Genomic DNA, 13,601 nt, shown 5'->3' with positions numbered 1-13,601 from the left:
TTGTCCGACGCAAAACCGCTTCGCACTTTTGCTGGAAATGCTTAGTTATTCTGCTGCTTCAAGACCGCTCAGGCGGGCCTGTACAGCTCTAATGGTTTCGCGTTCGATGCGAGCATAATGCTCGAATTCATTAAGAACTTTGGCGCCAAGGTCTTCCTCGAAACGCTTCTGGTTCGGGCTTTCCACAAAATCCTGCGCATCGTCGTCGCCCAGATTTGACTGGAAGATACCAGCCGCACTGACCGGCAGGAAGTCTTCATAGATGATCGGATCGAACTGGACTGCGCCGCCTTCGATCAGAGTTTCAATATCGGTATCGGGTTTGAAAGCTGCAAGACGTGCAGCATCCTTGACCGAATAGGCGAAATAGCCAAGCGCTTCTTCGCGAATGCCTGCCCATGTATCCGGGAAAGCGGCAAAGGTGTCGCTCAGTGCCTTCACATATTCAGCCGAATTCGAGCCATCAGGCGCTGGGCGGACAATGGCGCGGGTGTCGTTGAGCAGCTTGTCGTAAAGCGCACGGCCCTTTGGCGTCAGGGCAACGCCACGCTGTTCGATTTCACCGAAACGGGCAGTGTGGGAGCCTGGGGTCCAGGTGCCGTCTGCGTTGACGAACGAAACTTCTTCTTCCAGTGCTTTGAACGAGGTCTGGCGCAGAAGGATCGGGCATTTGCGGGTTGGTGGACCTTCGACAACTGCCTTCGGATTAATGCCGCGATCCGGCATCTGGGCCTGCACGGCGTCGATGTCGAGCGTGCGTGGTGTCAGGTGGTTGATGTGCGGTCCCTTGAAGGAAACAACGTCGGCGATCAGGCGATGCGCATCGTGGAGGCGGTGGTACAGCTCAGCGCTGACATTGGCATGATCGTGCCAGCGGAATGTTTCGAGCACTTCTGCAACGAAGGTCTTCGCGTCAGCTTCATCAAGGCCGCCATTGGCTTCCGCCTTCTCGACAAGCGCAATTGCGCCCGGCGTGAAGATTTGGCGCTTCGCGAGAACGTCTTCCGATTCTTCGCGCAGCTTCTCATCAGAGATCAGATCAAGGCGCAGGAGCGAGGTGAAAACACGGAACGGATTGTGCTTGAGTGCGCTATCGTCGATCGGGCGGAAGGCGGTGGAATGCACTGGCACACCAGCGGCACTCAAATCGTAGTAACCAACCGGGAACATGCCCATGACCGAGAAAGCGCGGCGCATCATGGAAAGCTCAGCGGCAGTGCCCAAACGAATGGCACCGTGACGTTCTTCGGAAATGCGTTCGAGCGAATCTGTTTCCGTCAGACGCTCATGCAGATGCTTGTCGTCTGCGAGAACTTTTGCGTTCACATCGGAGACGAGTTCCATCAACGTGCCATAAGCAGGCACTTCTTCCTTATACATGGCCGACATGGCTGCCGAAAAGGCGGAGCGAATGGCGTCCGGCGAAACGAATTTCTGCGCGTTCATTGCAAGAGCTTCCGTAGAAGTTGGACCGTCTGCTTAACTGGTATGTCGATTTTCAAAAAACATACCGCGATTATGATGAAAATGTATCATATCAGCCGTTTTGGGGTTATGATCGCGACGAAAGCAACTATGTTAATGCGAGATTGGAATGAAGCTGAGCAGGAGACTGATCCCTGATATTGCCACGCTGCAAGCCTTTGAGTGTGCAGCCCGTCACGGGAGTTTTACGCAAGCCGCACATGAACTCAATCTCACGCAAAGTGCCGTCAGCCGCCAGATCAAGGATCTTGAAAGTCAGCTGGGTGTGCTGCTGTTTGAGCGCATTCGCCAGCGTATTCTTCTCTCGGATGCAGGACGAAAATTTCTGCCGGAAGTGCGGCGGCTGCTCAACCAGACGGAAGACACGATGCTGCGCGCCATGGCGTCAGCACAGTCGACATCCTCGTTCAGCATAGCGACTTTGCCAACTTTTGGCACACGCTGGCTGATGCCGCGTATTCCTGATTTCGTCGAAAAACATCCCGGCATTGCCATCAATGTGGCTTCACGCTCTGGTGTTTTCGACTTTGAAGAACAGCCGTTTGATCTGGCTATCCATTATGGTCAGCCGGTGTGGGCACATGCGACCTGCACTTTTCTCTGCTCAGAGGTGATTGTGCCTGTGGCAAGTCCGAGTCTTCTTAAAGCACGGCATCCGGCAACGCCGGAAGAGCTGGAAGATGAGCCGCTGCTGCATCTCGCAACGCGGCCCAAAATGTGGGCGCAATGGTTTGAAAGTTGTGGCGTTGAAGGCAAGTCCGCTTATCGTGGCCACCGTTTCGATCAGTTTTCGATGGTGATTGGGGCGGCACTTGCAGGTCTAGGCTTTGCGCTGTTGCCGCTTTATCTGATTGAGCAGGAATTGCGTAATGGCGAACTGGTCATGCTTTTCGAGCAGCCGATGCGGACCGAAAATGATTACTATCTCGTTGTCCCGGAAGGCAAACTCGAAAATCCGCTGACACAGGTTTTCTGCCAGTGGATTGGGGGGCAGGTGAGCAACCCAATTGCTTTGGGGTAGTTCATTCCAAACCGGCATGAATTGTTGCAGAAATATTGCTGTTCTTGAGACTTCCGGCGCGTGAAATAGTTGGGACGGTAAAAGCCGTTTGTTTTTCGTTATATGAAATGGTTGTCTCTCCATGCTTAATGATCCGCGCTCTCATGGCCTTTGGGAAAAGACCGCACCGGCTGCACCGAAAACCACGGCACTTAGGGGCGATCTGACTGCCGACGTGGTGATTGTTGGCGGCGGATTTACCGGGCTTTCGACCGCGTTGCATCTGGCCGAGAAAGGCACAAAGGCAATCGTGCTGGAAGGCATTGAGATCGGCTATGGCGGTTCGGGCCGCAATGTTGGTCTGGTCAATGCCGGCATGTGGGTTATGCCGGATGACTTGCCGGGTGTGCTGGGCGAAAAATATGGCGACCGTTTGCTTGAGGTGCTCGGCAATGCGCCCAAGCTGGTTTTTGAAATCATCGAAAAACACAAGATTGCCTGCGAAGTTGAAAAGCAGGGCACGCTTCATTGCGCTGTCGGTCAAAAAGGTTTCAAGGAACTTGAAGATCGCTACGAACAATGGGCGCGGCGCGGTGCCAATGTGAAGCTGCTTGATGGGAAGGAAACGGAATTAAAGGTTGGTACCCAAGCCTATGCGGGGTCGCTGCTGGACCTGCGTGCGGGCACCATTCAGCCGCTTGCCTATGTACGCGGGCTGGCCCATGCAGCCACTGCTGCGGGTGCCCAGATTTTTACGCAAAGCCCTGTGACAGGTGCCAGTGAGCAGAACGGCAAATGGGTGGTGAAGACTGCTTCCGGCACGGTGACAGCTGATTGGGTGGTGGTTGCAACCAATGCCTATACCAATGCGCCATGGGCAGAAGTGCGCGCCGAGCTTGTGCATCTGCCCTATTTTAACATGGCGACAAAGCCGCTTTCAGACAATTTGAAGAAAAGCATTCTGCCGGAACGTCAGGGCGTATGGGACACAAAGGAAGTCCTTTCCTCTTTCCGCTTTGACCAACAGGGCCGTCTGGTGTTTGGCAGTGTTGGTGCGCTGCGCAACACGGGTGCGAGTGTGCACAAGGCATGGGCGAAGAAGTCGCTCAAGCGTCTCTTCCCGCAAATTGGCAACGTTGAGTTTGAAGCCGAATGGTATGGCAAGATCGGCATGACCAATGACAGTCTACCGAAGTTTCATCGCCTTGCGCGCAATGTCGTGGGATTCTCCGGCTATAATGGGCGTGGCATTGCGCCGGGTACGGTTTTTGGCAAATGTCTCGCGCAGCTTGTTTCAGGCGAGATCGGTGAGGCCGGTCTTCCTCTGCCGGTCAGCGATCCCAAAGAGCAGAGCTTCCGTGGTTTGCGCGAAGCTTATTATGAAGCAGGCGCACAGGTTGCGCACGCCGCTGAGATAATTATTTGAATCTGATTCACATTGTCATATAATTGAAGTCTAAGACCTTTATGGCATCCGCATCGCCTCCGAGTTGGAGGGATGCGGAAGGTTAAATGGGTCATTTGATCAATGCCCTTCTGCGGATCAGAAATCTGCTGGAGGGCATTTTGCTTTTTGAAATCATTTCCGATTTTCCGGCAGATGTTTTAGAGATTTGTTTGACAGGTGAGTCATGAACAGGAATGATCGCGCTTCTCGATATGACAGTATCTGCGCCATTTCAGCTCGTATGCAGCGTAATCACGCCGGAGCGGCAGCCCATGCTGCTGAAAATCACACAGAAATTCGAGGAGCAATCTCAATGACCAAGATGTTGAAGCGGGCAACGGCCATTCCAGCTCTTCTTGCTCTGTCCATGGCGGTCGCACAGGCCGACACGCTGACGCTTTACACGTCGCAGCCGGAGGCCGATGCGGCCAAGACGGTTGAAGCTTTCCGCAAGGCGAACCCCGATACGGATGTTCAGATTTTCCGTTCGGGAACGAGCGAACTCCTCACCAAGCTTGCCGCCGAGTTTTCGGCTGGTGCGCCACAGCCTGACGTTCTGCTGATCGCTGATGCGGTGACAATGGAAGGTCTCAAGAAGGACAAGCGTCTGCTGCCTTACACGGACGCCAAAGTCGATGGTTTTGCTGCGGACAGCTATGACGCCGACAAGACCTATTTCGGCTCCAAGCTGATCACCACTGGGATTGCTTATAACACGGGCGCGGCTGAGAAGCCGGAGCATTGGTCCGATCTTACCAAGGCCGAGTATAAGGGTCAGGTTGTGATGCCGAACCCGCTTTATTCGGGTGCTGCGGCCTATCTCTTAAGCGGTTTCGCGCTCAACAAGGATCTTGGCTGGGATTATTTCAAGAACCTCAAGACCAATGAACTGGCCAGCGTCAAGGGCAATGGCGCCGTGCTGAAATCTGTTGCGAGTGGCGAAAAGCCATACGGTATTCTGGTTGACTTCATGGCGCTCAATGCCAAGGCCAAAGGCTCACCGATTGAGTTCGTCTTCCCGTCGGAAGGTGTGCCTGCCGTGACTGAACCCGTTGCGATCATGGCGACCGCCAAGAACGTGGATGGCGCCAAGAAGTTCGTTGATTTTATCCTGTCGGATGACGGCCAGAAGCTGGCACTTGAGCAGGGCTATCTGCCTGCCAAGGAAGGTGTCGGCCACCCTGCATGGCTGCCGGAAGGCACCAAGATCAATATCATGTCTATCGACACCCAGAAGGTTCTCGATCAGGCGGATGCCGATAAGAAGCAGTTTTCCGAGCTGTTTGGCGGATAAAACGAAATGCGCATGTTTCGAGATATTCAGGGCCGTGATGCGGCCCTGATTGTTGGTGTAACGCTGATTGTTGCGGTGCTGTCGCTTCTGCCCATTATGCGTCTGCTCGTTGAGCTTGTTGCGCCGCAAGGGCAGTTTTCGACATCCGTTCTTTCTGAAACACTCAGCCACCGTTCGACATGGGTTGCCACATGGCATTCCCTTCAAATCGGTATTGGCGGCACGCTGCTGGCGTTGGTGTTTGGCATTGTGGCGGCGTTGCTCGTCGGCCTTACGGATATGCGCGGGCGCAATGTCTTTGTGCTTTTTTACGTTACTCCGCTGCTGATTGCCCCGCAGGTAACAGCGCTGGCCTGGCTCCAGCTTTTCGGGCCTTCAAGCCAGTTCCTCAAGATTATCGGCATGGCGCCGCCGCTGGGAAGCCGTAATCCGCTTTATTCCGTATGGGGCATTATTTTTCTGCTCGGTGTGCAATATGGACCGCTGGTCTTTCTGATTGTGCGGGCGGGTTTGCGCAAACTCCCGCGCGAGCTGGTCGAAGCAGGTCTGAGTGCCGGTGGAAGCAAATGGACCGTTCTGCGCACCATTATCCTGCCGCTGATGACGCCATCAATTATCGGTGCCGCGGCGCTTGCTTTCGTGTCGTGTGTCGGCAATTTCGGCATCCCGGCTTTCCTGGGAATTCCATCGAATTATCTCGTTCTGCCAACGCTGATTTATCAGCGTCTTGCGGGCGGTGGGCCGGCTGTTCTCTCCAGTGTTGCAGTGCTTTCGGTGCTGATTGGTCTGATTGCCATGGCAGGCATTGCCGCGCAGGATTATGCCTCGCGTCGTCGTGATTTCCGCATTGTTTCGACGTCGCTGCCAGCGGCCCCTTTTGCGCTCGGCGCATGGTGTGTTTGGGCGGAAATGGCTGCATGGCTGTTGATCGTGATCGTGCTGTTTCTGCCGTTGATTGGTCTAACACTTTCAGCACTGGTTCCGGCCTATGGCGTGCCGCTGACATTTGCGACGGCCACGCTTGAAAATTTCCGCTTTGTCATGCTTGAACACAGCGGTTCAGCCCGTGCGTTTGGCAACAGTATTCTTTTGTCGGTGGTGACGGCGGGTTTTGCCGTGCTGATTGCGGTTCCGCTTGCTTATATGTTGGCATGGCGCAAACGGCGCTGGACGCCGATCCTTAATTTTGCAGCCGAGATGCCCTATGCGTTGCCGGGCGTCGTGCTGGCGATTGCTTGCCTGCTCCTGTTTCTGAAACCGCTTCCGGTGGTTGGTGTCAGCCTCTATAATACGCTCTGGATCATCCTGTTTGCTTATCTCGCACGCTTCTTCGTGCTGGCGCTGCGGCCAACGGTTGCTGGTCTGCATCAGATTGACCGTGCGCTGGAAGAAGCCGCGCGAATTGCAGGCGCTGGCCTTTTCTATCGGCTCAGGACCATTATATTTCCTCTGGTCGCACCAGCGACGCTTGCAGGCGGGGTGCTCATTTTCATGACCGCATTCTGTGAGTTGACGGTGTCGGCGCTTCTCTGGGCGTCGGGATCGGAAACGCTGGGCGTGGTGATGTTTTCTTTTGAACAGGCGGGTGATTCCGCCTATGCGGCTGCCATATCCATTCTGGCCGTTGCGGTGACATTCATGCTGATGCTTACAACAAATCTGTTTGCGCGGCGTCTTCCAAACGGGGTGCTGCCATGGCGCGACTGAAAATTGCTTCTGTTTCCAAAGTCTTCAACGAGTTTCAGGCCCTGTCTGAAGTGTCGCTTGATGTCAAGGACGGCGAATTTGTTGCCATTCTCGGACCATCCGGCTGCGGCAAGACCACACTGCTGCGTATGATTGCAGGTTTTGAAGATGTTGACGGCGGTGAAATCCACATTGGTGAAAGCCGCGTTTCCCATGTTGATGGCAGCGTGCCACCGGAAAAGCGGCAGGTCGGTATCGTCTTCCAGAATTATGCGCTCTGGCCGCATATGACGGTTGCCGAGAATGTCGGCTATAGCCTTAAAGTCGCGAAAGTGCCGAAGGCAGAACGTGAGCGTCGCATCACGGAAGCTTTGGCTCTGGTCGATCTGGATGGTTTCGGCGACCGCCGTCCGGCCAATCTTTCGGGTGGTCAGCGGCAGCGCGTGGCTTTGGCCCGTTGTCTGGTAGCAGCGCCGTCGCTGGTGTTGTTTGATGAACCGCTTGCCAATCTTGATGTGCATTTGCGTGCTTCGATGGAAGATGAGTTTGCAGCTTTTCACAAGCGCACCGGCACGACGATTATCTACATCACCCATGATCAGGCCGAGGCCATGGCGCTTGCGGACCGGATTGCGGTGCTTGATCACGGCAAGCTTCAGCAGTTCGATACGCCGCGCAAGCTTTACGAGGAACCGGCCAGCGAAATGGTCGCGTCCTTCATCGCGCATGGCATGGTTCTGGCTGCGGAGGTGGTGTCCTTTGCGCAAGCGGGACATTGCGAGGCGCTGGTGCTGGGAAGCCGTGCAGAGGTGCGTTGTTCCGGCATCGAAATGCCGCGAGCCAATGCGAAACTCTGCGTTCGTGCAGAAGATCTGGCATTGACTGAAATCGGCGGCATTCGGGTGCGTGTCAAACGTTCCGTCTATCGCGGTGGCGGTTCACGCATTGAGGCGCATCCGCTCACCAAGCCGGATATTCATCTGCATTTTGAAGTGCGCGATCCGATACGGCTGGAAGAAGGCGATGAAGTTCGCATCGCCATTCGCGGTGGCTGGATTATTCCCACCGATGAAATGCCGGTGAGAAAAGTCTCAACCGGCTTTCCAATCGGCAACAAGATTTAGCTTATTTCTTCTTCATCGCTTCCAGAAGGGCTGCACCGAAACCGCCGGTTGATGGCTGTTCCTGTTTGCGCGGGGTGAAGTTTTGCTTGGGTGCAGGTTTTGTGTCGCGCTGTGCATTGTTGCGCGGGGCGGGAGCTTCGCCACCGTCCTTGCGCATCGTGAGGCCGATGCGTTTGCGTGGCACATCCACTTCCGTCACGCGCACCTTCACCACATCGCCAGCCTTGACCACTTCATGCGGGTCTTTGACGAAGCGGTCGGCGAGTTGTGAAACATGGACAAGTCCGTCCTGATGCACACCGATATCGACGAAGGCACCAAAGGCCGCAACGTTTGTGACGGTGCCTTCGAGCATCATGCCGGGTTTCAGGTCCTTGATATCATCAATGCCGTCGGCGAAGGTCGCGGTCTTGAACTCAGGCCGCGGATCGCGGCCCGGCTTGTCAAGCTCGGCAATGATGTCGCGCACAGTTGGCAGACCAAAACGCTCATCGACAAAGACACGCGGGTCGAGCGCTTTGAGCGCCGCACTGTCGCCCATGAGGCTGCGCACATCGCGACCGCAGGAGGCAACGATTTTCTTGGCAACGCCATAGGCTTCCGGGTGAACGGAGGAGGCGTCAAGCGGCTCGGTGCCGTTGGCGATACGCAGGAAGCCTGCGCATTGTTCAAAAGCGCGATTGCCGAGGCGGGCGACTTTCAGAAGTTCCTTGCGGTTCTTAAAGGCGCCCGTTGCATCGCGATGCGCAACAATTGCCTCGGCGAGAGATTTTCCCAAGCCCGATACGCGTGCCAGCAGCGAGGCAGAAGCTGTGTTGAGATCAACACCAACCGCATTCACCGCATCTTCGACCACGGCATCAAGCGAACGCGCCAGACGGGATTGGTCCACATCATGCTGATACTGGCCAACGCCGATGGATTTAGGCTCGATCTTGACGAGCTCCGCCAGCGGATCCTGCAAGCGGCGGGCGATGGAGACGGCACCGCGCAGCGACACATCAAGCTGCGGGAACTCGTTCGCTGCGGCTTCTGATGCCGAATAGACCGATGCGCCTGCTTCTGACACGATGACTTTAAGCGGCTTTGGCGCTGGCAGGTCGTTGAGCATATCCACGACAAGACGTTCGGTTTCACGGCTGCCTGTGCCGTTGCCAATCGCAATCAGCTCGATCTTGTGTTTGCGGATCAGGCTTGCAAGTTCGGCCTGGGTGCCACGCACATCGTTCTTTGGCGGAAACGGATAGACCGTTGTTGTGTCGAGCAGTTTGCCAGTGCCGTCAACGATTGCGACTTTGACGCCCGTGCGGATGCCCGGATCAAGCCCCATGGTGGCGCGAGAACCGGCAGGCGCTGCGAGCAACAGGTCTTTGAGGTTGCGGGCGAAGACGTTGATGGCTTCTTCCTCGGCGCGTTCACGCAGGTCGCGCATGAGGTCGAGTGAAAGGGAGAGTGAGAGTTTGACGCGCCATGCCCAGCCGGCGACTTCCATCAGCCAGCGATCACCGGGGAGCGTTGCACCGATATTATAGGCGGCGGCAATTTTGCGTTCGACCGGTTTGACAGGCGAAGTGTCGTCGGCGTCGATTTCAATGTCGAGTGACAGAAAATCCTCGTTGCGTCCGCGCAACATGGCCAGAGCGCGATGGCCTGCAACATTGGCCCAGCGTTCGGAATGATCGAAATAATCCGAGAATTTTGCGCCAGCTTCCTGTTTGCCATCGACAACGCGGGAGCGCAGCACAGCGCGCTCTTTAAGATAGTTGCGCAGATTGCCGATCAGTTCGGCATTTTCAGCAAAGCCTTCGGCGATGATGTCGCGTGCGCCATCAAGAGCGGCCTTCACGTCGGCAACGTCTCCGGTGACATATTGCGCAGCAATTTCTATGGGAACTAGCCTGCGGTCGGTGAGGATTGCTTCAGCAAGCGGTCCAAGACCGCGTTCGCGGGCAATTTCTGCTTTGGTGCGGCGCTTGGGCTTATAGGGAAGATAAAGGTCTTCAAGCTCGGCCTTGGTCTGAACGCCTGCGATTTTCAGTTCAAGCTCTGGTGTGAGCTTGTTCTGGCCACGGATTGATTCGAGAATGGAGTTGCGGCGTGCTTCGAGTTCGCGCAAGTAGGCGAGGCGCTCCGAAAGCTGGCGCAGCTGCGTGTCATCAAGCCCCCCGGTGACTTCCTTGCGATAACGGGCGACGAATGGCACGGTCGAGCCTTCGTCAAGAAGACCAATGGCGGCGATTGCCTGTTCGGGCTTTGCATTGATCTCGAGCGCTATAATCCCGGCAATGCGCTTAATATCGTTGGCCATATTCATTCCAATCTCAAAATTTACAGCGAACATAGTCGTATGCGCGTTTGACGCAATCAAGGCCGTGACGGTGGTCCACAGGAAAGCTGCGATTATTGCCATTCACGCGTATGTGAAGATCTCACCCCTTTTTAAATCGGATTTACGCGATACATATATCGTTAAATGGCGATATGAACGAAGATCAGCGAGGTGACCATGATGTCGGACATTCAATCTGTAGCACAGTCTCATTCACTGGCTATGCCGTTGGACGAGATACTCAAGGCACTTGGCCATCCCGTTCGTCTCGACATTTTGAGCTGGCTCAAGCAACCGGAGAAGCATTTCTCCGCACAGCACATGCCCCTGGAGATGGGTGTGTGCGCCGGTCAGTTCGAGCGGTGTGGCCTTTCCCAGTCCACCGTTTCTGCGCATTTGTCCGTGCTGACGAAAGCGGGGCTGATTACGCCCCACCGCGTTGGCCAATGGACCTTCTATAAGCGCGATGAGGAGGCGATTGCCGCCTTGCTCAAATCGCTATCCGATCTTTAGCCCAATCTTTCCCATTTGCCCAATCTTTCCCATTTGAAGGAATGCATCTATGGCCACATTGTTCGATCCAGTCACAATCGGCGATCTCAAGCTTGCCAATCGTATCGTTATGGCACCGCTGACGCGCAATCGCTCGCCGCGTGCTGTGCCAAACGACCTCAACGTCACCTATTATGAACAGCGCGCAAGTGCCGGTCTCATCATCACCGAGGCGACGCCGATCAGCCATCAGGGGCAGGGCTATGCCGATGTGCCGGGCCTTTACTCAGACGAGCAGCTTGCAGGCTGGAAGCGCGTGACCGATGCGGTTCACAGTGCAGGCGGTAAGATTGTTGTGCAGATGTGGCATGTGGGGCGTATTTCGCACAACAGCCTGCAGCCAAATGGCGGCAAGCCGGTGGCGCCTTCAGCCATTACCGCGAAGTCTAAGACCTATCTCGTGCATCCAGACGGCACCGGCGAATTTGCGCCAACGTCTGAGCCGCGTGCGCTTGAAAAGAGCGAGCTTCCAGAAATCGTTGCCACCTATGCCAAGGCTGCAAAGGATGCTGTCGAAGTGGCTGGTTTTGACGGTGTCGAAATTCACGCGGCAAACGGCTATCTGATTGATCAGTTCCTGCGTTCAGGCAGCAATCACCGCACCGATGAATATGGCGGCTCCATCGAAAACCGCGCGCGCTTCCTGTTTGAAGTGGTGGATGCAATTACCAAGTCGGTTGCGCCGGGCAAGGTGGGTATTCGTCTGTCGCCGGTCACGCCTGCCAATGACGCATCGGATCCCGATCCGCAGCCGCTGTTTGATTATGTGCTCGAAAAGCTTGCCGCTTATGGTCTTGCCTATATTCACATCATCGAAGGTGCGACCGGCGGTCCACGCGATTTTCAGCAGGGTCCGCAGCCATTCGATTATGCGCGTCTCAAGCAGGTGTATCGCGATGCGGGTGGTAAGGCTGCCTGGATGGTCAATAATGGCTATGATCGCGCGCTGGCGGAACAGGAGATCGAAAGCGGCCGTGCCGATGTGGTTGCTTTTGGTAAGCCGTTCATCTCCAACCCTGATCTGGTTCGCCGTTTTAAGGAAAATGCCCCGCTCAATGAGCTGGATCAGCAGCATATGTATGGCGGCGGTGCCAAGGGTTACACGGATTATCCGGTCCTCGCCTGATAGAAGTGAAAAAAGCCGGAGTATCCTCCGGCTTTTTTATTAAAGACGTGCGCGCGTCGAGCGTGGGGTGGCAAGCAGCAGATTTGTTTCGCTGGCCTTGATCCCAGGCACTAGCCGGATGCGGCGCAGCACGGCATCGAAGTCCGTCAGTGTTGCGGCACCCAATTCCACCACCAGATCGAAACGGCCATTGGTGGTGTGGATGGCTGAAATTTCCGAGAAGCCGCCAAGCGCCTTGACAACGCGGTCGGCCACATGGCCTTCAATTTCGATCATCATGATACCGCGCACCGGCAGATCAACCGCATCAGAGCGCAGGATCACCGTATAGCCGATGATGTCGCCAGACTGTTCCAGACGTTCCATGCGCGAGCGAACTGTCGCACGCGAAACGCCAAGATCAATTGCTACATCCGAAATGCTGCGTCGGCCATTGTGACGTAAAAGCGTGATGAGCTTTTCATCCAGATCGTCCATGTTTTCTCCATTTTGAAAAGCCAATCCGACATTCTGATAAACCAAACCATTAAAATTGCCAATCCGGTTGCTTCACTTCGCCAAGCGTAAATGCTCAATCTAAGACGATATTTTTTTCAGGAGTAGCACTTTATGCATTGCAAGATTTTGGGATTGCCGGTTCAGGAAGGCACAGGTCGTTTGGGCTGCAATATGGGCCCGGACGGTTATCGCGCCGCTGGCATTGCCGATGCAATTCGCGAGTTGGGCCACGCGTTTACCGATCTCGGCAATCTGGCCCCGGCAGCGCTGCGCCCGCTGACGCACCCCAATCCTGCGATCAAGGCCTTGCCGCAGGCTGTTGCCTGGATTGAAGCCATCAGCGAAGCAGCCTACCGCGAGAGCGAAGAAGGTTTCCCGATTTTTCTCGGCGGCGATCATCTGCTTGCAGCAGGCACTGTTCCCGGCATCGCGCGCCGCGCAGCAGAAAAGGGGCGCAAGCAATTTGTGCTGTGGCTTGATGCCCATACGGATTTCCACACGCTGGAAACAACGGACAGCGGCAATCTGCATGGCACGCCGGTCGCCTATTACACGGGGCAGAAGGGTTTTGAAGGCTACTTCCCGGCATTGGCGGCCCCGATTGATCCGGCCAATGTCTGCATGATGGGTATTCGCAGCGTCGATCCGGCAGAGCGCGCTGCGATCAGACAGACCGAAGTTGCCGTTTATGACATGCGCCTTATCGATGAGCATGGTGTGGCAGCGCTGCTGCGCCGTTTCCTTGAACGCGTGAAAGACGAAAATGGCCTTCTGCATGTGAGCCTTGATGTCGATTTCCTTGAGCCATCGATTGCGCCAGCCGTCGGCACCACGGTTCCGGGCGGTGCGACCTTCCGTGAAGCGCATCTCATCATGGAAATGCTGCATGACAGCGCGTTGGTGACAAGTCTCGATCTCGTGGAGCTGAACCCGTTTCTCGATGAACGCGGGCGCACCGCAACCGTGATGGTTGATCTGATGGCGAGCCTGTTGGGCCGCAGCGTCATGGATCGCCCAACCATCAATTACTGATTTCAGAAAACGCATTCCTTGCTGGCGA

General features: G+C 55.5%; 12 protein-coding genes. 9 read left to right on the top strand and 3 right to left on the bottom strand.

Annotated elements, in window-relative coordinates; genetic code table 11:
• Positions 1–45: 45 nt before the first annotated feature.
• The gene (gene hglS / locus OPR82_RS14730; protein ID WP_265985645.1) at positions 46–1,446 is read right to left on the bottom strand and encodes a 2-oxoadipate dioxygenase/decarboxylase HglS; all 1,401 of its coding nucleotides are present in this window, start codon (positions 1,444–1,446) and stop codon (positions 46–48) included.
• A 148-nt stretch (positions 1,447–1,594) separates the two neighbouring features.
• On the opposite strand from hglS, the gene OPR82_RS14725 reads away from it, so the two are divergent.
• The 6 genes from OPR82_RS14725 to OPR82_RS14700 all read left to right on the top strand — a co-directional run bounded on the left by OPR82_RS14725 (position 1,595) and on the right by OPR82_RS14700 (position 8,036).
• Complete coding sequence (locus OPR82_RS14725; RefSeq protein WP_323054556.1) at positions 1,595–2,506, top strand: LysR family transcriptional regulator; 912 nt, start codon at positions 1,595–1,597, stop codon at positions 2,504–2,506.
• Between the two features lie 121 nt (positions 2,507–2,627).
• On the top strand, positions 2,628–3,911 hold the full coding sequence (locus tag OPR82_RS14720) for an NAD(P)/FAD-dependent oxidoreductase (protein ID WP_265985644.1): 1,284 nt from the start codon (positions 2,628–2,630) through the stop codon (positions 3,909–3,911).
• 86 nt (positions 3,912–3,997) lie between these two features.
• Positions 3,998–4,120 carry a hypothetical protein gene (locus OPR82_RS14715; protein WP_265985643.1) on the top strand — a complete coding sequence of 41 codons (123 nt, stop codon included), beginning with the start codon at positions 3,998–4,000 and terminating at the stop codon, positions 4,118–4,120.
• A gap of 125 nt (positions 4,121–4,245) precedes the next feature.
• Positions 4,246–5,226 (top strand): ABC transporter substrate-binding protein, encoded by a 981-nt coding sequence (locus OPR82_RS14710; RefSeq protein WP_265985642.1) that lies wholly within the window; start codon positions 4,246–4,248, stop codon positions 5,224–5,226.
• Positions 5,227–5,232: 6 nt separating this feature from the next.
• A complete protein-coding gene (locus tag OPR82_RS14705; RefSeq protein WP_265985641.1) occupies positions 5,233–6,933 on the top strand; it encodes an ABC transporter permease in 1,701 nt (566 codons plus the stop codon).
• Positions 6,921–8,036, top strand: coding sequence for an ABC transporter ATP-binding protein (locus tag OPR82_RS14700; RefSeq protein WP_265985640.1), 1,116 nt, complete (start codon positions 6,921–6,923; stop codon positions 8,034–8,036). Before OPR82_RS14705 ends, OPR82_RS14700 begins: the two co-directional genes overlap by 13 nt.
• A 1-nt stretch (position 8,037) precedes the next feature.
• Here the strand turns inward: OPR82_RS14700 and OPR82_RS14695 are convergent, their stop codons facing one another.
• The gene (locus tag OPR82_RS14695; protein WP_265985639.1) at positions 8,038–10,344 is read right to left on the bottom strand and encodes a Tex family protein; all 2,307 of its coding nucleotides are present in this window, start codon (positions 10,342–10,344) and stop codon (positions 8,038–8,040) included.
• A gap of 243 nt (positions 10,345–10,587) precedes the next feature.
• Between OPR82_RS14695 and OPR82_RS14690 the strand changes: the two genes are divergently transcribed.
• Together OPR82_RS14690 and OPR82_RS14685 are read left to right on the top strand one after the other, a co-directional pair.
• Positions 10,588–10,878: an ArsR/SmtB family transcription factor gene (locus OPR82_RS14690; protein WP_007876169.1), complete on the top strand. Its 291-nt coding sequence runs from the start codon at positions 10,588–10,590 to the stop codon at positions 10,876–10,878.
• Between the two features lie 49 nt (positions 10,879–10,927).
• Positions 10,928–12,043, top strand: coding sequence for an alkene reductase (locus OPR82_RS14685; protein ID WP_265985638.1), 1,116 nt, complete (start codon positions 10,928–10,930; stop codon positions 12,041–12,043).
• A 39-nt stretch (positions 12,044–12,082) separates the two neighbouring features.
• Here the strand turns inward: OPR82_RS14685 and OPR82_RS14680 are convergent, their stop codons facing one another.
• The gene (locus OPR82_RS14680) at positions 12,083–12,520 is read right to left on the bottom strand and encodes an Lrp/AsnC family transcriptional regulator (protein ID WP_007876167.1); all 438 of its coding nucleotides are present in this window, start codon (positions 12,518–12,520) and stop codon (positions 12,083–12,085) included.
• A gap of 132 nt (positions 12,521–12,652) precedes the next feature.
• Between OPR82_RS14680 and rocF the strand changes: the two genes are divergently transcribed.
• A complete protein-coding gene (gene rocF / locus OPR82_RS14675) occupies positions 12,653–13,573 on the top strand; it encodes an arginase (protein WP_265985637.1) in 921 nt (306 codons plus the stop codon).
• Positions 13,574–13,601: the final 28 nt, after the last annotated feature.

This window comes from Ochrobactrum chromiisoli, from assembly GCF_026241335.1.
GTDB lineage: Bacteria > Pseudomonadota > Alphaproteobacteria > Rhizobiales > Rhizobiaceae > Brucella > Brucella chromiisoli.
The sequence above is the reverse complement of the archived record's forward strand: the minus strand, read 5'-3'. Positions and strand labels throughout refer to the sequence as shown.

What these genes read in the sequence shown, in the direction of transcription:
- hglS (WP_265985645.1), bottom strand. Translation starts at nt 1,446, where the DNA reads ATGAACGCGCAGAAATTCGTTTCGCCGGACGCCATTCGCTCCGCCTTT.
- OPR82_RS14725 (WP_323054556.1), top strand. Translation starts at nt 1,595, where the DNA reads ATGAAGCTGAGCAGGAGACTGATCCCTGATATTGCCACGCTGCAAGCC.
- OPR82_RS14720 (WP_265985644.1), top strand. Translation starts at nt 2,628, where the DNA reads ATGCTTAATGATCCGCGCTCTCATGGCCTTTGGGAAAAGACCGCACCG.
- OPR82_RS14715 (WP_265985643.1), top strand. Translation starts at nt 3,998, where the DNA reads ATGGGTCATTTGATCAATGCCCTTCTGCGGATCAGAAATCTGCTGGAG.
- OPR82_RS14710 (WP_265985642.1), top strand. Translation starts at nt 4,246, where the DNA reads ATGACCAAGATGTTGAAGCGGGCAACGGCCATTCCAGCTCTTCTTGCT.
- OPR82_RS14705 (WP_265985641.1), top strand. Translation starts at nt 5,233, where the DNA reads ATGCGCATGTTTCGAGATATTCAGGGCCGTGATGCGGCCCTGATTGTT.
- OPR82_RS14700 (WP_265985640.1), top strand. Translation starts at nt 6,921, where the DNA reads ATGGCGCGACTGAAAATTGCTTCTGTTTCCAAAGTCTTCAACGAGTTT.
- OPR82_RS14695 (WP_265985639.1), bottom strand. Translation starts at nt 10,344, where the DNA reads ATGGCCAACGATATTAAGCGCATTGCCGGGATTATAGCGCTCGAGATC.
- OPR82_RS14690 (WP_007876169.1), top strand. Translation starts at nt 10,588, where the DNA reads ATGCCGTTGGACGAGATACTCAAGGCACTTGGCCATCCCGTTCGTCTC.
- OPR82_RS14685 (WP_265985638.1), top strand. Translation starts at nt 10,928, where the DNA reads ATGGCCACATTGTTCGATCCAGTCACAATCGGCGATCTCAAGCTTGCC.
- OPR82_RS14680 (WP_007876167.1), bottom strand. Translation starts at nt 12,520, where the DNA reads ATGGACGATCTGGATGAAAAGCTCATCACGCTTTTACGTCACAATGGC.
- rocF (WP_265985637.1), top strand. Translation starts at nt 12,653, where the DNA reads ATGCATTGCAAGATTTTGGGATTGCCGGTTCAGGAAGGCACAGGTCGT.